Here is a 21,961-nt window from a genome sequence, read left to right as displayed (position 1 = left end):
ACTAAAATTAAGCTGATGAGAAAGATCTTATTCTTTTTTTCAGTACTTGTGTCTACTTTTTCCGGCATCTTATTTTCCCAAACCTGCACGCCATTCACGGCAACAGACACTCTGGGCAATGATGAGGTATTAATTGACTGCAGCTACCCGCTAAAAAATTCTCAGTGCCTTTCACTTCAGGCATCCGCGCCTTCAGTGCGCGAGGCCACATCGTATAAAGCTGAGGCAATCGCATACTCGCCATATATTCCTTTCAATGAAGGTACACCGCTAAATGCAAATTATGACGACCTGTATGCAGAAGTAATCGATATCCCCTTTCGGTTCTGTTTTTTTGGAAATAATTATAACAAACTTGTAATCGGGTCGAACGGCCTTGTAAGTTTTGATACCTCATTGCTCGGCAAACTCAGTTATCCTAATATCGAAAAGACCAATCCCGATCCATTGTTACCTCATAATGCTATTTTTGGTGTGTTCCAGGATTTGGTTTTTTCTTCGGCAGACGTTTCGGAGATTTATTATTCCGTAATTCAGAGTGGTGCGTGCAGGAAGTTGGTAATTAATTTTTACCGCGGGCGCGTGGTGGGCTGTCAGGAAAGATCCTCCACCCAAATTGTGTTGACGGAGTTTACGAATGAAATTGAAATATTCATTGAAAATAAAGAACTGCCTTGCCCGACAGCCCGTTTTTCGAACGCGCTTTTAGGAATAATAAACAGCAACGGCACCGTTGGGTATTCGCCCGCTGGCCGCAACACCGGTATTTGGTCAGCACTGGAAGAGGCCTGGCGCTTTTCTCCGGATGGAAACGTAATTACACCTGTCATTTCATGGTTTAATGCGGCAGGTACCGCGCTTGGATCGGGCAGTAGCATTGATGTTTGTCCGTCACAGAACACTTCTTACACGGTGAAAGCTACCTATCAAATGTGTGGTTCTCCATTTGTGCTTACAGATTCCATTGACGTAAAATTTGCGCCAGATTTTCCGCTCGTGCGCAACTACACGAAAGTATTCTGCACTCCTCCAGGTGGCAGTGAATCGATTAACCTTGATGATTTCCAGCAGTTTCTCACGCCGCAGGATCCTGCGCTGTTTACTTTTACTTACCATAACACACTGGCGGACGCTAATGCCAATACGAACAGCGTATCCACATCAGTGAATGTCAATTCCGAACAGGTTATCTACGTCCGGGTACAAAACAAAGCGGATGCAAACTGCTACCGTGTTGCCATGTTGCGGTTTCAGTTTATCAACAGTGTGATACTTTCAAATACGGCTTCGATATGTGATACAAATAATGACGGTACTGAAGCGGCATATAATTTATCGGGATTAAATCCTCAGCTTTTTGCGCCGGAAATTTCGGGTTCAATTTCGTATTTCCTTTCACAGGCCGATGCGCAAAACAATACGAATGCGGTAACTTCGGCCACGCTGACAAACGGAACGCAGCTTTGGATCCGGTTGACTACAGCCCAATGTTCACAGGTAATCGGTCCGGTTACAGTAAATTTCACACCCGGACCTGCAGTAAATTCGCCTTTAGACCTAAACCTTACTATTTGCGATGTTAATGATAATAACACCGAACCTTATGATTTTGCCGCGAATGTTTCATCCTTGGTTACGACCGCCACAGGCGTTATAATTTCCTATTATGAGACTTATCAGCAGGCTTATCAGGGAGTTGGCAGTCAGGTAACGACGGTGAAAGAAGGAGTATATTCTGTTTATGTGCGGGTGGAGGAACCTGGAGGCTGTTTTTCAGTTGCGGAAGTCCGGCTGAATGTTGATTTCAATGAGGTGGTAGCTACAAATGAAGTCGCTCAGCTGTGTTTCGATGGTTCTGAAGATGTCTCGGTGAATTTAGCCACTTTATCGAGTAGCATGCTGCAAAGTCCGCTCACTGGTGTTACCACAACTTTTCACGCCAATGCAGCTGACGCCGAAGAAGGTTTAGATCCCATTTCGCCTACACAGGTGATTACCGATAATGGAAATTCCGTGACGGTTCGATATTTCGTGCGCTTTGAAGAATCGCCTACATGTTACACAGTGCGCACAATCACGGTAGTATTAACGCATCCGGTGGCGGTAAGGAATAATTTTACCGTGTGTGATTTTAATAATGACAATACAGAAACATTTAACCTGAACCAATATACAAGTCAAATTGCCGGTGCGCAGCCTGCCACGATACGGTATTTTGCTTCGGTGCAAGAGGCACAGGACAACTCGAACGCGCTTACAAGTTTTACGTTGACCGGCCCTACCCAGCTTTTTGTGCGGATCGAAGTTAACAGCTGTTCGGAAGTTTATCCAATCAATCTTCAGCTGGTTCCGACACCAGTGGTAACGCCGGAAATTGCGGTAAACCGAAAAAGCTACTGTGACAATAACAATGATGGTGGCGAGGCTTACGACCTTACGCAGCATCAGGCGCAACTTTACACAGGTGGGCCGGCGGTAGATTTCACTTATTATACCGGTTACAACAGTTCCAGTCAAACCTTCAGCGGCCTTATTCCGGATCCGAAAAGATTCGCGGCAATAGGCGAGAACACAGTTTATGTGCGTGTGCGAAACACTTCCACCGGATGTTTTTCTGTGAGCGTGATCAAGCTTAAGATCGATTTTGTAGCGGCGCCGCGAATTAAAGAAGCTACTCTCCGGATCTGTGATGAACAGTTTAATTTCAATGAAAGTTTTAATCTGAATTCGGCGCTTCCGCAAATGTATGATGCTGCTGAAAACGGTGTGCCGCTAAGTGGGATGACGGTTACATACTACCGCACTGCAGCCGACGCAAACGCCGGCATTCCGACTACCGCAATCAGTTCTGCTCAGGTTACAATGCAGTCACTAGTGACGGTTTACGCGCGTTTTGAGTCGAAAACCAGTGGATGCTATTCGGTAAAACCGATTCATCTTCGCACTTATTTTCCGCCAAAAGCCATTAATTCTACAATCAATAACATTTGCGACAGTAATCTTGACGGACTCTATGAACTGAACTTACTGCAATACACTACTCAGGTAATTGACCTTAACGATCCTGACAATACTTTTACCTTCTACCGAACGCTACCCGATGCTCAAAATGGGGTGAATGCTATTGCTGATCCGGAAAATTTCAGAGTAAATCCTTTGCCTGCGCAAATATTTGTAAAAATTGCAAATATTCCGGGATGTGATGATATCTCCGCAATCAACCTAAATCCAGGTACAAAATTACCACTCATCAATTCCGGTCCATTTGCGCTGGCACAGTGCGATACACTGAATGACGGGCAGGAAACCATAGATCTCACGCAGTATCAGAATGAAATATATCCGGGTGCACAGTTCGAATATTATCCTTCTCTTGCCGATATGAACAATGCGGTAAACCAAATTGTGAACCCTCAAACCTTTAGCTTTAATAAAAACAGTCAAAACTCCGCGATTTATGTAAAGGTTTCATTTGCCGGGTTCTGTCCAGTGTATGCGGTGATCAATGTTAATCTGAAGAAAACGCCTCAGTTTACCTTGCCAACCTACTATTTCTGCCCATATAATAATGATTCGGTGGACATCACACCAGATTTTACAGGTCAGGATATTGTTTCGTTTAGCTGGAAGGATCCTGTGGGAACCACCGTTTCTACAAGCAACCAGCTGCGCGGAGTGAATAAGACCGGGACCTATACCTTAGATGTGGTGGCTTCAAACGGATGTACATTCAGCACAAGTTTCGAAGTACGTCATTATGAAGTTCCCGTGATCACACAACTCGTTGCAAACGGAAATAATTACACGGTAATTGCGACCGGCAGCAAAACGATTCTGTATTCCATTGACGGTATGAGCTGGCAAACGGGTAATATTTTCTATAATCTGCCTGTGGGACAGACCACTTTCTATGTGAAATTTTCGGGTGAAGAATGTATCGGTCTGCCTAAAAAAGGCGTGATTTTGAACATTCCAAACGCCTTCACACCGAATGAAGACGGCATTAACGATGTTTGGGAAGTTTCCGGTCTTGACGTTTTTGACGGAGCCAATTCCACCATACAGATTTTTGACCGACAGCAGGTGCTGGTTCATCAGGAAGAAGGCCCGGACAGACTTTCCTGGAATGGCCGCTGGATGGGAAGACCGGTTCCGACAGATACTTATTGGTACGTGCTGAGACTGCCGGACGGACGGATTTTCTACGGCTGGATTTTCCTTAAAAATAGAAATTAAACAGTCCACTGGTCGTTGACGATCGCGACCAGATAATATTTGTTTTCCACTTTTTCAAAAACAAGTCGCAGGGAATTCCAGTCCATAAAGGAATATTGCTCGGTTCCGGGAATATAGTTTTCCGTAAAAACAGCTTGCGGATACACTTTGCTGATGTTGACGAGGGTATTTCCTCTGCCTTTTATTTCATTTTCAAAATATTCGCCTGCGCTGAAATCACGTTTATAGACCCAATCAGAAAGATAATTCTGAAGGGACGTCTGATAAATGTCGCCGCTTCCATCCTTATGTCCCCACGTGAATTTAATCTGGCTATTGATATATTTCAAGAAATCCTCACGCGTAAAAACTTTATCTTCTTTTGGGTCAACATACGAGTACATTGAGAACAGCACACCTTTTTGCGGATGAATGAAATGTGCAAGTGCGCGGTAATTTTTTTGTTTTAATATTTGCAGTATTTCACGATTGATGTCTTTTAGATTTTGTGTTTGAACATCAGAATGTGGCGGTGTAGGGGAAAACGCAACCGCTGTATCCGTATTATTTTCGATCATTGTGGGTAGCTTTTCGTTTTTCGAGCAGCTTAAAATTGCCGCAGCCTGAACAAGAAGAATGATCTTTTTCATCTTATTTGATTTTAAAAGTAATGCCCAGCAGATAGTTGCGCGTTGCTGCCGGATTATAATATCTGTTGCCAAAAGCATTGATGTCATAACCCAAACTGTATAAGGAATTGTAGATGTTTTGCACGCGCGCAGAGACGTGTATATCAAATTTTTCTGCTGCAATGGGCATGCCCAATCCTATATTTCCAACAAGCGCGGCCTCTGAGAATACCGTATTGGCGTCATTGAGCGGCATCTTTGAAGTGTAAAAGTGTGTGATGTCTGCCTTAATGATTTTAAGGATATCAAAACTAACAATACCCTGTACCGACGTCCCAGGAACACCCGTGAGCTCGTTGCCCGAGTAATCTGTTTCGTTTTTCTCATAGTTTTTGAATTTAAAATCGAACAGATTACCTGAAAAATACAATTTCAAACCGTTTAAAACTGAGTTATTCAGATTTAATTTGCCGGTTTCTACGGTAAATTCGATACCTTTTTGTACGGTTTCGCCCGCATTCACGAAAAATTCCTGTGCCGATGCGTTCTCACGCCGCACGATTGCGTTTTTCAACCTAAAATCGAATACATTCAACTCGGTATAAAGAAATTTTCCCCACTGTTTACGTAATCCGACTTCCTTATTCCAACCGCTTTCTGCGAACAGGTCGGTATTGATTTGTTGTGCTGAAGAGCGTATTTCTTCCGTCGTCGGCGCCGAATTTCCTTTACTGAGTTTACCGCGAATGGACAATCCCGGCGAGACCGTATAACTTACACCAAAATTTGGCAGCAGTTCGTTATCAAATTTTTTCACGCCGTTTTCAGCGTTTGGAAAGAGGCTTTCCCATTCATACTTCATCAAATTCAAGCTTAAAGATGCGTCAATAAACAGTTTTTGTTTTAATACAGCTTTTTGGCTTAAGAAAAAGAAGCCACTGCGCGTGAAAATATTGTCAAAGTTTTGAGCACCGGCAGGCTGTCCTGCATTATTATCGAAGTTCCTGATTACAGCGTGGCCGGTTGCGCCTTCAAAGCCAATCCGCGACTGCGAAAAAATATTTTCAAAGTTATTTTCGAAGTTGAAATGCGTGCGCACGCCGGCGCCCACTTCAAAACGCTTTTCATAATTGGTGATAAACGGATTCCGGAAATCGGTATAGCTGCCGTGTACCGCGATGAAATGGCTTAATTTTTCGTCGAACTGCAGGACATTTGAAAGTCCTGCCATCACAGTTTTGTTGTAAATAGCGGCCTGCTGCTCTTTGGCACCTCCCACGGCCTGCGTTTTTGGTCGCGCCTGCCGCGGGTCTTGCATCATCTGATCAAAGGTGAGTCCGCCCGGTGTTTGATAGGCAAGATCGGAATATATCAGCATGCCTTTAACCTCGTTGTTTTCGGAGTAATTTCTGCCCGCATTCAGGAAGAAAAACTTTCGTTCGAGCGCCGACTGTTCACGGTATGAATCCATCATTTGATAGCTGCTGAACATGCGTAAAAATGATTTTTCACCCCTGCCGGAATAATCGACTTTTCCTTTGAAATTATTAAAACTGCCAGCGCTGACGCCAAATTCTGCAATGGACGGCGAGGAAGTTTTCAGTAGTACGGTGCCACCCGTCGCGGAACCGAAATCCCCGCCTTCCGGACCTTTGTAAACTTCGATGCTCCGAAACAGTTCAGGATCGAGAAGATTCAGGTAGCTGTTGCCCGACGCGTCTGAAAGCACGAAATCATCGAGATAAATTTTCACATTGCGGATGCCAAATGGCGAGCGCAGCGTACTGCCACGAATCGAAATGCGGTAGCTGCCGGGCGAGCGTTCTTCCATTTTTACGCCAGAGAGCAAATTTAGGGATTCTACTAACCTGTCCGGAGCGTTTTGGCGAAGTACATGACTTGATGTAACCGCCACGGACTGTGTAGCTGTCATCAGCTTGGCCGGTTTTCGGTAACCATCTATTACAACTTCAGAGATCAGGCTTGTAGAATCAACTGTCTGTGCCGTAATGCAAAAGCCCAAAAACATTAAAAATGTGGAAAATTTTAATTTCATTAAGATAAATATACGGTAAATGCGCCCGATGTGTGCGGCAAAAATGAAGATTCAACTGGTATATTTTAATTGATAATTTTCTTAAATTTGAGTAAAAGGTTGCAATAATGGCATACATAGATTATTATAAGATTTTGGGAATCAGCAAAAACGCAACGACCGACGATGTGAAAAAAGCGTACCGGAAACTTGCGCGAAAATACCATCCTGATGTGAATCCTGGTGATAAGGAGGCAGAGAAAAAATTTAAAGAAATAAATGAGGCGAACGAGGTGCTGAGTAATGCCGAAAATCGTGAGAAGTACGACAAATATGGTGAAAACTGGAAGCATGGCGAAGAATTCGAAAAAGCGCGTCAGCAGCAGCGCCAACAAAGTTCCGCAGGCGGTTTTGGACAGTTCGGCGGCGCAGATTTTGGCGACGGAGATGATTTTTCAGACTTTTTCCAAAGTATGTTTGGCGGTGGCGGCAGTTTCCGGCAAAGAGGCAGCGCTTCAGGGAAATTCAAAGGGCAGGATGTAAACGCCGAACTTACATTAAGCCTCAAAGATGTTGCCGCTACACATCAGCAAACCTTCTCGATAAATGGCAAAAAAGTCCGCATTACCATTCCGGCAGGTATTGCAGACGGCCAGAAAATTAAACTCAGTGGACATGGGAATCCCGGGCACAATGGCGGACCTAATGGTGATTTGTACATCACTTTTAACATTGCTGAGGACAATAAGTTCAGACGTGACGGCAATAACCTGAGTGTTGATGTGGAAATTGACCTTTACACTGCGGTCTTGGGTGGTGAACTAAACATTGAGACGCTTTCAGGCCCGATAAAACTTAAAGTGGCGCCGGAAACCCAAAACGGTACGAAAGTGCGCCTCAGAAACAAAGGTTTGCCAGTCTATAAAAAGGAAAATGAATTTGGCGACCTATACGCAACGTATCGGGTACAAATACCCACAGGCCTAAGTGATAAAGAGAAGGAATTGTTTCAACAGCTTAAAAATCTTACAAAATGAGCAACAGGATATCCCGCGAGGAACTCGTGAAAATATACAAGATCGAAGTGAGTTTTTTTGATTCGCTACAAAATTCGGGACTGCTGAACACGGAAACCGAAGATGAGGTGACTTACCTGCTTTATGAAGAGTTGCCGGCTTTCGAAAAATATGCAACCTGGCACTATGATCTGGAAGTGAATATTCCGGGAATTGAAATCATCAGTCATCTGCTTTCAAAAATGGAGGCGCTGCGATCGGAAAATTTGAAATTAAGGCAAAATCTCAGATAGACCGCAAAAACACGCAGAAAATTCATTAGGAAATTACTAAGATTTGTTTAAAATCGATAAATATTAATGAATAAATTTGAGCTTATTAAAAATAAATGTTTAGTTTTGGCTACGTTTAACAATTTAGCTCTATTTATGAAAAAACTTTTATTATCGTGCTTTTTGGCACTTGGAATTGGTGCCAATGCTCAATTTTCAGAAAATTTTGATAGCGGAACCACTTTACCTGCAGGATGGTCTGTTATCAATGGAGGAGGACCTTCAACATTTATAATTACTGCAGGTGCGCCGGGCTCTGTGATTTCAGCGCCAAATGCTGCGCAAATCAACTATGATGATGTGGCACATGATGACTACCTTGTTACTCCGGCAATTACGGTTACTGCTGGTTTAAATGACAGGATTACCTACTTTGTGAAAAATCAGGATCCCGCGTATGTTGAGGAATATGATGTGAAAATTTCTACTACAACTGCTACAGCAGCTGCTTTTACCACAGTTATCAAGGCAAATGCACCCGCTCCAAGTACTTGGTCGCAGGTGATCTTAGATCTGACGCCATATGTTGGACAGACAATTTATGTGGGCTTTCATGCAACTTCCGCGGACAAATTCAGATTGTTGTTTGACAATATCGTGAATGATACTGCGCCTAGTGTAGCTCCTGACTGCCCAACTCCGGCAACTCCGGCAAACAATACAGTAGATGTGGATGCCACTGATACAACGCTTACTTGGACAGCGCCTACCACCGGTGGTCCTGTGTCTTACTATGAGCTGTACATGGATACAAACCCAAATCCTACTACCAAGATTGGTAATTATACAAACCCTACCGCTACATTCAGCACTGCAACAAGCAATCCTCTGCTATCAGGTACACAATATTACTGGAAAGTTGTTGCTGTAAACTCTGCAGGAAGTGCTGTAAACTGTAATACAGTATATACATTCACCACTAAAACCTTTGTTGCAACAGGTTGTACTACATCGCCGAACGGCCTTTACGGTACACTTACACCATCAAACTGCAACGGAACTACTTCTGTTACCAGAACTACGGCTTGGGCTGGTGAATATTCTGCAGTAAATGTTGTAAGCGGAAATACCTATAGATTCGAAGTTTTACTTAAACCAGGTTACTATATCACCATCGCGACCAATGCCACAACTCCTGTAGTATTGCAGCACGGTGTAGGACCGCTATTGTATAAAGCTACTTCAACGGGTACTGTTAGATTCTACGTTCATACCGATGCTACGTGTACAGGAGCTACAAACTCATCTACCTCGCATACGAGAAGTGTTACATGTCTGGGCGTATTGGCTGCGTCAGAAAACGTGAAAGCAGACCTTTCTGTATATCCAAACCCTTTCACTGACGTTCTTAATATTTCTGATGTGAAAAACGTGAAATCTGTTTCCGTAAGCGACGTTGCCGGAAGACAGGTAAAATCTATGAAAGCTGCAGCTCAAGTTGACCTTTCAGAACTTAAGGCAGGTTTGTATATCATTACGCTGAAAATGGAAGACGGTACATCTAAATCTTTCAAAGCCATTAAAAAGTAATATTAATATTATTCTTTAATAATAGAATCCGCTTCAGCACTGAGGCGGATTTTTTTATCTCTAATGGTTTTACAACAAAAGGAACATAATGGTAAAAGTGTTAATTGGGCACTTCGCAATGGTTTGTTTAAATGTTTATTTTTTTCAAAATATTTTTTGTATTTATCTGATAATAATTTATTAGTTTTGGTAAGATTAACTAAAATACTTTTTTATGAAAAAAATTCTACTCGGGTGCTTTCTTGCACTTGGAATTGGGACCAGCGCACAGTATTCGTACGTTGGTAACTTTGAAGATCCAGGGTACACCACTACAGTTTACAAGCAGTTCGGCGGCGGAACCCGTACCACAGCTGCGGCATGCAATGGTACCTATGGTGGACAGTTGGCAATAAGTGCCAGCGCTACACAGACGGGCTACATGGTAGACCTCAGCACGATTGGTCAAACAGGAAATGGCCAGAAGCTTGATGTTTCGGCAAACTACAAAAAAGCCGCAACTGTTGCGGGTAACATTAGTCTGGCGTATTTTACGCTGGATCCGGTAGCGAACACTTGGTCAATCAACACATTTGGTCCTACGGTTGCGCTTACGGCCACTGCAATCACAACATGTACAGCACTGACGGGCACTATTCCGGCAGGAGCAATACAGCCAGGCCAGACTTATGGTGTGGGTGTATGGTTTGTAAGAAGCGGAACTACTACAGGTAACATCTTTGTAGATGATATTACATTTACTCAGGAAGTGGTTTCAACGCCGCCTGCATGTACTACCATTACTTATCCTACAAGCGGATCTACCATTTCAGCAGGTACGGCCAAACTTACGTGGGATGCTGCACCAACAGCGGTAAACTACAAAGTACAGATCGGTACTACTTCCGGCGGTACAGACGTCTTTAATTCCACAGTTGCCGGAAACAGTCTTAATGTTACACTTCCGAAAAGCACTACATTATATCTGAAAGTAACGCCAACCAACCTTGCGGGCGATGCAACGGGCTGTACAGAAATTAGTTTCACTACAAACAGCACCATAGGTTATTGCGGAGGTATCACGGCTTCGGCACTTGTATATCCGATTTCTTCGGTGACGCTGAATGGAGTGACAAATACCTCAGCTGCAACAACAGGTGCACCGGTATATGAAGACTTTACATCTACGACGATGAATGTCGTACAGGGATTAACATATCCGATCAACGTAGTGGCTACAGGAGCTGGAACCAACAGGTTTGGAATGACAGTATTCATTGACTGGAACCAGGATGGTGATTTCAACGATGTCAGCGAAAGTTATTTTACCACTGCACCATTTTTAGGTAGTGCGGCAGCAACCAACAACCTTAGCGGAAACATCACCGTACCTGAAACTGCACTAAGTGGTACTACCAGAATGAGAATTAAGTACAACTTCAACAGTTCTACTACATCGATAATTTCCGCATTGAGCGACCCATGCGGTAATATGGGTAATGGTCAGGTTGAAGATTATACGATCAGTGTCACTGCACCTACGGCAGCACCTGGTTGTACATCGATCACCGTACCAGTGGCCGGAGCTACAGATTTCCCACTCAACGGTACCATGACATGGGCTGCTGAACCAGCTGCTGCCGGTTACAAAATCTATATCGGTACTACACCTGGTGGTTCAGACGTAGTGAACGGCGCTGTGGTAAACGGAACTTCTTACAAAGTAGCACTTACTGCAAACGTAACGTACTACGCTCGCGTAGTACCGTATAACTCAGTGGGCGACGCGGTAGGATGTACTGAAATTTCATTCACAACCACCGGTCCACTTTATTGCGGTCCGCTGACCTACTCAACCGTTGAACCAACTACACGTGTGGAGTTTGCAGGAATCCAGAATATAAATCAGCCAAGTGGGGTAGGCGCAACTCCGGCACATGAGTTCTTCCTCAATCAAACGGCTCAGGTTACAACGGGTAGCCCATATACCATCACGCTGGATGCTAATACAGACGGCACTACTTTCAGACATTTCTTTGCGGTATTCATTGACTGGAACCAGGATGGAGACTTTGATGACGCGGATGAGAAATTCTTCACCACACCGGAATCATTTATCTTCGTTTTAGGCTCCAACGGCTCAAGCGCAACACCAGCTGTAGGAACTATTAATGTACCTGCAACAGCAAAAGCAGGTGTTACAAGAATGAGAGTAAAATCAGCATTCTATGGTGCTACAGGTCCAAATACAGAACCGAACTTAAGTAACTTTGCCAATGCATGTGTTACTACAGGTTCTTCGTTCGGTCAGGTAGAAGATTATACAGTAAATGTTACACTTGCTACAGCAGGAACGTCAACTGTGGATAAAAACAAGTTGATGGTTTATCCTAATCCGTTCAAAGATGTTGTGAGAATCTCTGATATTTCTAATGTGAAATCCGTTTCAATCAGTGATTTGACTGGTAGATTGGTACGCACCGTGAAAGCTTCGTCAGAGATCAATCTTGGTGACCTTAATGCAGGTATGTACCTGATCATCCTTCACAAAAATGATGGCAGCACGCAAACTGTAAAAGCAATCAAGAAATAAGGATTAACCTTAGTAATTGGCCGGTCTGCAGCAATGCAGACCGGCTTTTTTTGGTTGAATTTTGACCATGATAACATTACGTAAACGATGTTAATGGTGTAAAAAGCATATTCAAAAAGTTTGTGAACAATTAATTTCGCTTAAAACAATTATTTAAACCAAATATTTTAAAATATTTTTTTAGCAGCCGAAGTGTCTTCACCAGGGCGCTTCAAATGATTTAAGATAATAATTACTGAATATTTTTAAAATAAAATTACTACTTTGTATTGCATAATACTAAATTAATTATATATCTTTGCATTGTAAGATTGAAAGTGAATTGTTCATTTTCAAATCTTCAGACTCAGATCACCAATTAAAATCTCAAATAATATGAACACAGAAAACACCAAAGCGCAGATGCGAAAAGGTATTCTGGAATTCTGCATTTTGAGTTTGATCGATCGGCGCGAGATGTATGTTTCAGACCTGATTGACGAACTGAAAAAAGGAAAACTGGATGTGGTGGAAGGCACCCTTTACCCACTACTTACAAGATTGAAAAACGGAGAATTTCTCTCCTACCGCTGGGAAGAATCTACAGGCGGACCACCACGAAAGTACTATCAGATTACTGAAAAAGGAAAACTCTTCCTCGCAGAACTTTCGAACACCTGGGAGGAACTTACAGACTCCGTGAACCAAATTACTAAAGACATTAACCCTGCGAACGCTCCTCAAAATACGTTCGAACCAAATTCTTAAAACTATGAACAAGACACTCTCAATAGGACTTGCAGGTTTCTCTTTCACGATAGAGGAGCACGCATACATAAAACTCAGCGATTACCTCGCGGCCCTGCGCAGTTCGCTGGATGCCAATGAAGCTGATGAAGTGATGCACGACATCGAGATCAGAACGGTAGAAATCTTCAAAGACTCACTCGGGAAACGTGAAGTGATCAATGATTCTGATGTGGAGAAAGTGATTTCACAAATCGGTAAACCAGAATTGATCAACGAGCAGGAAGAAGCCTATTTTTCCGAAAAAGCCAGCCGCAAAGAGGAAAAAACCACCGCTTCGGCGGGGAATAAGCAACTCTTCCGCGATCCGGAAAAACAAAAGATTGCCGGTGTATGTGCAGGTTTGGCGCATTATGTAGGGATGGATGTAAGCGCGATGCGTGCCATATGGCTTGGTATCGCCATCCTGGGTGTTTTCACCGCCGCAATTTCCACTTCACTTATCGTTTTGATTTATGTGATTCTGTGGATCGTATTGCCTCGGGCTGAAACCGCGACTGATTTTCTAAAGATGAAAGGTAAGCCGATGAATTTTGATAACCTTAAGAATGAATCAAACAAACTGGTACAGTTCGCTAATGAATCGAGCCAACGCGTGGGCGAGATCTATACGGAGAACAAACCTTACATCCGCACAGCAGGCAGCGGTATCTGGAACGTAATCCGATATTTCTTAGGCGCAATTTTTGGCCTGATGGCACTTGGCTCAATTATCGGGACTTTTGCGATATTCGGCTTGTTCGGAGGTTCAGATTTCCCACCATTGCAGGAGTTTAATTTCCTCTTCGATGATGACGGAATGAGCACCGTGCTTTATGCGATGATGGTTATCGGTACACTGATTCCCGCGATACTTTTCAGCTTGATCTCCATCAAACTCATCTCGCCAAAAACGCAGCTTCGCAACGTAGGCTATGTAGTGGGCGCGCTTTTCCTGATCCTGTTGGCTTTCGGAACTTATTTCGGTGTGAACATGGCAAAAAAAGAGATGATCTACAAAGGACATAAGGAGGACGTAGAGAATGTAGCGATCAACACTGCCAGCGACAGCCTTTATCTTGATGTGAAGCAAATCACCATTCCACAGAACTTCACTGCTTACGATGATGATATATTCTCGGACAAGAAAATGGTATATGAAGAAGACTATCCGTATATTCAGGTAACCCGTAAAGCAGATGTGCAGGCACCTTACCTGATTATCAAAAAAGATGGGAAAGGCTACAACATCCCTGTTCAGCTTACGGCTCCGGTTGAGATACAGAACAACAGGATATATTTGCCAAATTTTGTGAAATATCCGTATCAGGACCGCTTCCGCGACTATAATGTGACGTATGAGTTGGTCGTTCCAATGGCGACACAAGTCTTCAAAGTAAAAGAAAATGCACTGAACGTGGATGGCGACCTGAACGCAGACGGAATAGATGATGACGAGGATGATGACCGCAGTATTGTAATCAGCAACAACCAGATGAAGATCAATGGTTCTACGATACAGTACAACTCTGACGAGAAAGACAGCGTAATCATCAATGGTACGAAGATGCCAAAAGCGGCTGCAGACAAAATTATGGATTCTATGAAGACCAACCTGAAGAACCTGCAAAATGTGGACATTTCCATAAAAGACGGTAAAAAAGAAATCATCATTAAGACCAAATAATGAGAGTGGACAGGCCGGGGCGGTAACTTTTCACTAAAAAAGTTTCGCTCTACGCTTGTTCCCTATTAAACTTTAATTAAAAATTAACATAGGAAATTGTGAATCTGTCATTTATTTATTAATTTCGTAACGTTAATTTATCAATTCAGTTAACAATAACTAAAAACAACAGCCATGGTACAGTTCGTCTTTCAAATCGCTATTAAAATTGTTGATTTCGTCAGCAGTCTTTTTTAGAATTAATATTCAATATATTTGTAAAAGTGTAACCATATTTATGGTTATGCTTTTTTGTTTTAAAGGAACATCGAAAGAACAACTATGAAGAAACTTATCGGTAAGCTTATACTCAAATTGATCGGCTGGAAGATTGTGCTCGAAGGTGACGTGAAAAACCTCGAACGTTGCGTACTTGTGGTGGCGCCGCACACTTCAAACCAGGAATATCTGCTGGGAAACCTGGCGTATTGGGCATTAGATAAACCATTGAAAATAATCATTAAAGATCAGCACACCAAAGCGTGGTACGGCTCCGTAGTGAAGGCCCTGGGTGGAATCGGGATAGACCGTTCACAAAAAAATGACCTGGTAAAATTCGTTGTAGAACAGTTTGAGAAGGAAAATTTCAGTCTTGTGATCACGCCCGAAGGTACTCGCAGCCGCGTAGCAAAGTGGCGCAAAGGTTTTTACCACATGGCAATCGCCGCAAAAGTCCCGATTGTGGTCGCCGCCGGAGATTTCCGCACAAAACAGATTCACCTCGGCTACGAAATTTCGGTGAAGGACCTTGAAACAAGAAGTTTTGAGAGCATCATGGACGAAATGGAGAATTATTATAAGAAGATCACGCCGAAATATCCGGAAAAGTGGAACCCAAAAATTTACTAAAATAGATATGGAAGACAGTAAACGTTCTGAAATTCTTGCAAAACTTAACAGTTGGGGCGGCGAAAACCTGGCAAAAACCCTTGGGATTTTATTTACCGATGTTTCCGACGAAACCCTCACCGCGACGATGCCGGTAGAACCGAAAGTTCATCAGCCATACGGCATTCTTCATGGGGGTGCAAGCTGTGTCTTGGCGGAAACGCTGGGCTCATGTCTCTCCGTTTTGCATGTAGATATTGAAAAGTATGCGCCTGTAGGCACCAATATCAATTCAAACCATCTTCGCAGCAAGAAAAACGGAATGGTAACCGGAACGGCTAGATTTATCCGCAAAGGCAACACGATGCATGTTTCGGAGATTGAAATCCGGGATGAAAAAGGCGAGCTCATCAATCATACCACGATGACTAACAACATTATACCGCGCTAAGAAATCGGGCTATGCTTTTCTTTAAATTACCTTTTGATGACCAAATCTTCACCTGTGACGCGTCTGCGGATAAGGTGGCAGTCTCATTCCATCCGTTCGCGGAAGGGAAAGAATTGATTTTCAACGGGAATATTAAAAAAGTTTCAAAGGCGGAATTTTTAAATTTAAATATAGATTTAAGTTCACTCTCAGAATTGCCGCTTCAAGCAGATGAGAATGAAGCAGAATACTGCGCGAAAATTTCGGAGGTTATCTCATTTGTCCGCGAAAAAAAGCTGCCGAAACTTGTGGTATCGCGGCGGAAAACAGTTCCGTTCGTCAATCAAAAGATTAGCTTTCCTCAGACATTTCTGAACTTAGCCAAAACATACCCAAACGCGCTGGTTTATTTTTTCATTAAAGATGGCCAGGGCTGGATTGGAGCTTTTTCCGAAATTTTGGGAAGTTTTGACAAGAGTTCATCGGTTTTCAAAACAATGGCTTTGGCCGGCACGCTTCCGAAAGACGAAGAATGGTCTTCAAAAGAGGTTGGTGAACAGAAACCTGTCGCCGATTATATTTGCGATATCTTAGAAAAATATGCAGTAAAGGTCGAAAAAAGCGCTACTACAGATCATATTTCGGGCAATATCAAGCATTTGCGCACAGATTTCAGTTTGACGATTGATGCACACAATCTGGAAAATATTATTTCAGAACTTCATCCTACGCCGGCCGTGTGCGGTATCCCAAAAGAGGTGTGCATACCGGCGATCGAAGTATTTGAAGACCAGCCACGAAACCTTTATGCAGGATATATCGAGCTGAATCTGGAAAATTCGGTGCAGTATTTTGTTAATCTGCGCTGTGCTGAGGTTTTCCGCGGTGGCTTATTGGTCTATGTTGGCGGTGGGATTACCGCAGCCAGTTCGCCGCAAAAAGAATGGCGCGAAACTGAACTGAAGTCGGAAGCGATAATAAAGAATTTACATTTCACTAAATATTAAAAATGAAGCTGTTTTATTTAAATCTGGGCGCAACGCCTGCCGGCCGAAACATCGAACAGCATGATGTCTTTTTCGGCATCGCGGAGTCACTGCGGGATTTGGTGCCACAGATTAAAGACTTTTGGCCCGAAGCCAATGGAGAAATCCATATAGACGCTTGGCAGCAGGTAAATGCCGTGGACGGTTTTACGGTGAATGTCGTTCCAAAAACCGAGATTTCACCAGAGCTGCATTTGTTTTTCCTTAATCTAGGCGGCTACAAACCGGGGCTTTTCGCGGAGCTGCACGAGCAGCACCTGATGGTCGGAACCTCCATGCCAGAAATAATAAAGCGTGTAAAACACACAGAATTCTATAAAACGATGGGTTTCAAAAACGCGGAGAGCCACATCGATGATAAGTACGGCGTTGACATAGACGATATTTTCAGGGTGGAAGATATATTACCGGCGGAGATGAAGGAAAAATATTCACTCGTGCTTGAAAAAACAGACGCAACCCTGAGTGCAAATCCGATGAAAGTGGGTTATTTTAAGCTGAGTAAGCTTTAGGGAATGTCTTCGCGGTTATCGGAAACTTCCTTTTTACCTTCCTCAATCAGTTCTTCCACCTCAGCTTCTTCGCCTTTCTCCAGCGTTTTCACATCTTCGGCCTGGGCGGTATTGTGTGGATTCAAATAAAATTCGCAGAGAATCGGGAAATGATCCGAACCGATATCTTCTAGTGTCTCTAATTTTTCAATGTGAATCTCAGGGCTGTGAAACAGCAGGTCGAGCGGCACGCGGAAGAACCAGTATTTTGCGTGGAATGTTGCTAAAATCCCGCGTCCAACCCTCGCATCGAGCAGTTCACTGGTTTTTCGGAATAAAATAGACGTATCCGACCACGCCACTGTATTGAAATCCCCGATTACGAGTGTGTTTTTATTCTTTTTCTTGATTCTTTTGGCCAGCGCCAGCAGGTCACCATCGCGTTCTTTTGAAGTGCGTTCTTCCGTGGGGCTCGGCGGCGGAGGATGAACGCCATACAGTACAAAATTTCCTTCGCGCGTTTTCAGGTGCACTTCTACACTCGGTACATCTTCCGCCACAAAAAAGTGAAACTGCGCTTTCTCGAATGGAATTTTCGAATACAGATGCATGCCGTAGGTATTCTCCAGCGTCATCTTTTGGGTATGCGGATAATCGCTTTCGAGTATTTGATTGGCTTTTTCCCAGTCTGCATTGCTCTCCATGGTGATGAATATGTCCGGCCTGTACTTCCTGATCAGCTCATGAAACCTCGAATATTCTTTATTAAACTGAAAAACATTAGTAGAAATCACGCGAATGATCTGCTCACTGCCTTTCCGTAACGGATTGCGGTCCTTTCTATAAATAGTGGTGTATCGGATCAGTATGTAAAGATGATAGATAATGAGCGCGAACTGTATTACATTAATCAGCCAAAACCAGCCGTCCTTCGGTAAAAAGGCGATATTCAGGCCCAGAAAAAGTATCTGCAGGAATAATAGCTGAATCTTTATGAATTCGGCTACGCGAAAGATCCAGTGCTGGTTTTTCACGAACGGCAGCAAGCTCAGTACGATAAGAAAAACCGAAATTGAATAGAGTGCGAAAGTCATAGTTTATTATTACAAAGAAACCAAAAAAAAATTCAGTTTGAAGAATTAAGTTAAATATTCATTTGATTTTTCGGAAGGCACCGGATTGCTTTTGTATTTTTGTTATGTTTTAAATTTCTTGAAGTAAAAAAACAATCATCCATAATGAAAATCGGAATACTTGGCGGAGGCCAGCTTGGTAGAATGCTCATTCAGGAAGCACTGAAATATGATGACGAATGGTTTACTCTCGATCCGGCCCCGGACGCACCGTGTGCTAAGATTTCAGATCAAACCTTGGGCGATTTTGCGGATTATGACGCTGTGCTGAATTTTGGCCAAGACAAAGACGTGGTTTCTGTGGAAATTGAGCATGTAAACGTAGCTGCGCTTTATGAACTGCGGAATTCCGGCGTGAAAGTTATTCCTTCACCGGAAATCATTGAAACCATTCAGCAAAAGATTCTGCAGAAGCAGTTTTACCTTCAAAATGATATTCCAAGTCCTGACTTTCAGATTATTCAATCGAAATCCGAAGTTAATTTTCCGCTGCCTTTTGTACAGAAGGCAAACACCGGCGGTTACGACGGAAAAGGTGTGCAGGTGATAAAAACGGATGCTGAACTTGAAAACCTTTGGGATGTTCCTTCGGTGCTTGAAACCTTGGTAGACATAGACAAAGAACTTTCAGTGATCATCGCAATCAATGAAAATGGTGATACGGCGCACTTTCCGGTGACTGAAATGGTGGCGGATACTCAGCTTAACCTCCTTGATTTTAATATCTGTCCGGCACAAATTAACAATTCAACACAACAGCAGATCGAGGTAATTGTACAGAAATTCATCGAAGCTGCGAAGTCGGCGGGTTTGTTTGCCATCGAACTGTTTCTGGACAAAAACGGAAAAGTTTGGGTAAATGAAACCGCGCCGCGACTTCACAATTCCGGTCACCAAAGCCAGGAAGGAAACGCCAATTCACAGTTCGAACAGTTTTACCGTATTTTGAAAAACCTTCCGCTCGCAAATACAGATTCCCGTGGTTTTTCAGGAATGCTCAATCTTGTCGGCGAAGCCGGTTACTCTGGAAAAGTGGTGTATGATGGCCTTGAAGAAGTACTCAAACTGCCGCAGACTTACGTTCACCTTTACGGCAAAACCGAAACAAAACCGGGACGTAAAATGGGTCACATCAATGTTTTGGCGGATACACGCGAAGAACTATTGACAAAACTTGCTCACGTGAAATCTTTGGTGCACGTAATCAACTGATTGACTGATAATAAAGCGCGGAACTTGTCCCGTTTAAGTAAATTTGCGTCTATTCTTAGTATTTAAATTTAAATATAAAAACGATGAGAATTTCAGCACAAGTTTCAAACTCATTCCGGAAAAACAATATTACACTCCGTACAGAAGATGATCAAAAAAGCCTGGTTATACCGCCAAAAGCCGATGGTTACGGACTGTCTGTGAATGGTGGTGAGTTGCTTTTTCTGTCACTGGCAACGTGTTTTTGCAATGATCTTTATCGCGAGGCAAAGCGAAGTAAATTGGAGATTTCTAATGTGCATGTGGAGGTTTTCGGAGATTTTGGTACTGAAGGTGAGCCTGCCCAGAATATCACGTATAAAGTATCGCTCCACGCGCCCAATCTGTCGCAGGAAGAAATAGCAGCCCTTATAAAAAAGGTCGATGAAGTGGCCGAAATTCACAAGACTTTGCGCAACGGAATCGAAATTAATTTGCGCTAAAATACAGTCCTTTAAGATTTTTTTTAATTGAAATCCGGGTTTCGTCTTTGATATTTGTCAGGCCGCGTACGTAAATAAATTCCGTATTTTTGCAGCATGAACAGATCGCTCATCGATAAATACAATATTCCCGGGCCGCGCTACACATCGTACCCTACAGTACCTTTTTGGGACGATGCCGCTTTTACCGCGGAGCAATGGCAACAGTCGGTAGTTACTTCATTTAATGAGTCCAATGATGCCGAGGGAATTTCCATCTATATTCACCTTCCTTTTTGTGAACAACTTTGCACGTTTTGTGCCTGCCATAAGCGGATTACGAAACAACATTCGGTAGAAACACCTTATCTTGAAAGCGTGCTGAAAGAGTGGGACCTTTATCTCGGTTTACTTCAAAGTAACGCATTGAACCCGAATGTGAAGCCCAAGATTAAAGAGCTTCATTTGGGTGGTGGTACACCAACGTTTTTTTCGCCGCAAAATCTCCGCACACTGCTCGAAGGTATTTTTGCCAAAGCAGATATCGCGGACGAACCGGAATTTTCATTCGAAGGCCATCCAAATAATACCACGCGCGAGCATCTTCAAACCCTTTATGATCTGGGTTTTCGCAGATGCAGCTTCGGTGTACAGGATTATGATCCTCAGGTTCAGAAAGCCATCAACCGCATCCAGCCTTTTGAAAACGTACAGAAGGTAACCAATTGGGCCCGCGAGATCGGCTACAAAGGTGTTTCGCATGATCTTGTGTTCGGGCTTCCGTTCCATACGTGGGAAAAAATGGAATTTACAATCCGCAAAACCCTTGAGCTGAAACCAGACAGGCTTGCCTTTTATTCTTACGCACACGTGCCGTGGATTAAAGGTGTTGGCCAGAGAGGTTTTGATGAAAATGACCTGCCAAGTGGTGAGGAAAAACGCAAACTGTATGAAAACGGGAAGCGTCTCCTCGAAGAACTCGGGTACATAGAAGTAGGGATGGACCACTTTGCACTTCCGCATGATGATCTTTATCAATCAATGATTTCAGGAGATATCCACAGAAACTTCATGGGCTATTCTTCAAGCAAAACGCAACTGATGATTGGTCTTGGTATGAGCGCGATCTCGGATTCGTGGTATGCATTCGGGCAAAATGAAAAAACCGTGGAAGGCTATCAGAAAATGGTTGAAGAAGGAAAAATTCCTGTTGTGAAAGGCCATATTTTGAACGCCGAAGACCTTAATATCCGTAAGCATATCCTTAATCTGATGTGCCGTCTTGAAACTTCCTGGGATTGGCAAACAAGTTTCCCGGAACTTCCGGAAGCGCTTGAGTCATTAAAGGAAATGGAACGCGACGGATTGGTAGAACTCACCGATAATTCAATTAAAATTACTGAAGCCGGCCGTGCATTCACTCGGAATGTCGCGATGACATTTGACCTGAGAATGATGCGGAACAAACCCGAAACACGAATTTTCTCGATGACAATTTAATATCCAAGGATTTTCATTAAATATAAAAAGCATCAAAACT

The 21,961-nt window shown here is 43.2% G+C and carries 17 protein-coding genes; 14 read left to right on the top strand and 3 right to left on the bottom strand.

Features of this window, described 5'->3' with window-relative positions:
• Nucleotides 1-15: 15 nt before the first annotated feature.
• Nucleotides 16-4,236 carry a T9SS type B sorting domain-containing protein gene (locus tag H9628_RS08990; protein ID WP_251833812.1) on the top strand — a complete coding sequence of 1,407 codons (4,221 nt, stop codon included), beginning with the start codon at nt 16-18 and terminating at the stop codon, nt 4,234-4,236.
• Here the strand turns inward: H9628_RS08990 and H9628_RS08985 are convergent.
• Both H9628_RS08985 and H9628_RS08980 read right to left on the bottom strand, forming a co-directional pair.
• Nucleotides 4,233-4,865, bottom strand: a complete 633-nt coding sequence (locus H9628_RS08985) for a hypothetical protein (RefSeq protein WP_251833811.1) — start codon at nt 4,863-4,865, stop codon at nt 4,233-4,235. The genes H9628_RS08990 and H9628_RS08985 overlap by 4 nt on opposite strands.
• A 1-nt stretch (nt 4,866) precedes the next feature.
• Entirely contained in the window at nt 4,867-6,900 is a 2,034-nt protein-coding gene (locus H9628_RS08980) for a TonB-dependent receptor (protein ID WP_251833810.1), read from the bottom strand.
• A 107-nt stretch (nt 6,901-7,007) separates the two neighbouring features.
• Between H9628_RS08980 and H9628_RS08975 the strand changes: the two genes are divergently transcribed.
• The 10 genes from H9628_RS08975 to H9628_RS08930 all read left to right on the top strand — a co-directional run bounded on the left by H9628_RS08975 (nt 7,008) and on the right by H9628_RS08930 (nt 17,636).
• Complete coding sequence (locus tag H9628_RS08975; RefSeq protein ID WP_251833809.1) at nt 7,008-7,916, top strand: DnaJ C-terminal domain-containing protein; 909 nt, start codon at nt 7,008-7,010, stop codon at nt 7,914-7,916.
• Nucleotides 7,913-8,188 (top strand): chaperone modulator CbpM, encoded by a 276-nt coding sequence (locus H9628_RS08970; protein ID WP_251833808.1) that lies wholly within the window; start codon nt 7,913-7,915, stop codon nt 8,186-8,188. Before H9628_RS08975 ends, H9628_RS08970 begins: the two co-directional genes overlap by 4 nt.
• 135 nt (nt 8,189-8,323) lie before the next feature.
• Nucleotides 8,324-9,757, top strand: coding sequence for a T9SS-dependent choice-of-anchor J family protein (locus tag H9628_RS08965; protein ID WP_251833807.1), 1,434 nt, complete (start codon nt 8,324-8,326; stop codon nt 9,755-9,757).
• 214 nt (nt 9,758-9,971) lie between these two features.
• Nucleotides 9,972-12,329, top strand: coding sequence for a GEVED domain-containing protein (locus tag H9628_RS08960; protein ID WP_251833806.1), 2,358 nt, complete (start codon nt 9,972-9,974; stop codon nt 12,327-12,329).
• A 375-nt stretch (nt 12,330-12,704) separates the two neighbouring features.
• Nucleotides 12,705-13,076, top strand: a complete 372-nt coding sequence (locus H9628_RS08955; protein WP_251833805.1) for a PadR family transcriptional regulator — start codon at nt 12,705-12,707, stop codon at nt 13,074-13,076.
• Between the two features lie 4 nt (nt 13,077-13,080).
• On the top strand, nt 13,081-14,781 hold the full coding sequence (locus H9628_RS08950) for a PspC domain-containing protein (protein ID WP_251833804.1): 1,701 nt from the start codon (nt 13,081-13,083) through the stop codon (nt 14,779-14,781).
• A 321-nt stretch (nt 14,782-15,102) separates the two neighbouring features.
• The gene (locus H9628_RS08945; RefSeq protein ID WP_251833803.1) at nt 15,103-15,669 is read left to right on the top strand and encodes a 1-acyl-sn-glycerol-3-phosphate acyltransferase; all 567 of its coding nucleotides are present in this window, start codon (nt 15,103-15,105) and stop codon (nt 15,667-15,669) included.
• Between the two features lie 7 nt (nt 15,670-15,676).
• Nucleotides 15,677-16,099, top strand: coding sequence for a PaaI family thioesterase (locus H9628_RS08940; RefSeq protein ID WP_251833802.1), 423 nt, complete (start codon nt 15,677-15,679; stop codon nt 16,097-16,099).
• A gap of 11 nt (nt 16,100-16,110) precedes the next feature.
• Complete coding sequence (locus H9628_RS08935) at nt 16,111-17,085, top strand: chorismate-binding protein (protein ID WP_251833801.1); 975 nt, start codon at nt 16,111-16,113, stop codon at nt 17,083-17,085.
• 2 nt (nt 17,086-17,087) lie between these two features.
• Nucleotides 17,088-17,636 (top strand): DUF1543 domain-containing protein, encoded by a 549-nt coding sequence (locus tag H9628_RS08930; protein ID WP_251833800.1) that lies wholly within the window; start codon nt 17,088-17,090, stop codon nt 17,634-17,636.
• Here H9628_RS08930 and H9628_RS08925 read toward each other — a convergent pair.
• Nucleotides 17,633-18,709, bottom strand: coding sequence for an endonuclease/exonuclease/phosphatase family protein (locus H9628_RS08925; RefSeq protein ID WP_251833799.1), 1,077 nt, complete (start codon nt 18,707-18,709; stop codon nt 17,633-17,635). The genes H9628_RS08930 and H9628_RS08925 overlap by 4 nt on opposite strands.
• Before the next feature lie 144 nt (nt 18,710-18,853).
• Here H9628_RS08925 and H9628_RS08920 point away from each other — a divergent pair, with 144 nt between their 5' ends.
• From H9628_RS08920 to hemN, 3 genes are all read left to right on the top strand, one after another.
• Nucleotides 18,854-19,960, top strand: a complete 1,107-nt coding sequence (locus tag H9628_RS08920; protein ID WP_251833798.1) for a 5-(carboxyamino)imidazole ribonucleotide synthase — start codon at nt 18,854-18,856, stop codon at nt 19,958-19,960.
• A gap of 83 nt (nt 19,961-20,043) precedes the next feature.
• Nucleotides 20,044-20,442, top strand: a complete 399-nt coding sequence (locus tag H9628_RS08915) for an OsmC family protein (protein ID WP_251833797.1) — start codon at nt 20,044-20,046, stop codon at nt 20,440-20,442.
• A gap of 96 nt (nt 20,443-20,538) precedes the next feature.
• Nucleotides 20,539-21,921 (top strand): oxygen-independent coproporphyrinogen III oxidase, encoded by a 1,383-nt coding sequence (gene hemN, locus H9628_RS08910; RefSeq protein WP_251833796.1) that lies wholly within the window; start codon nt 20,539-20,541, stop codon nt 21,919-21,921.
• The last annotated feature ends 40 nt before the right edge of the window (nt 21,922-21,961 follow it).

The organism is Kaistella pullorum (assembly GCF_014837035.1).
GTDB lineage: Bacteria > Bacteroidota > Bacteroidia > Flavobacteriales > Weeksellaceae > Kaistella > Kaistella rhinocerotis.
The sequence above is the reverse complement of the archived record's forward strand: the minus strand, read 5'-3'. Positions and strand labels throughout refer to the sequence as shown.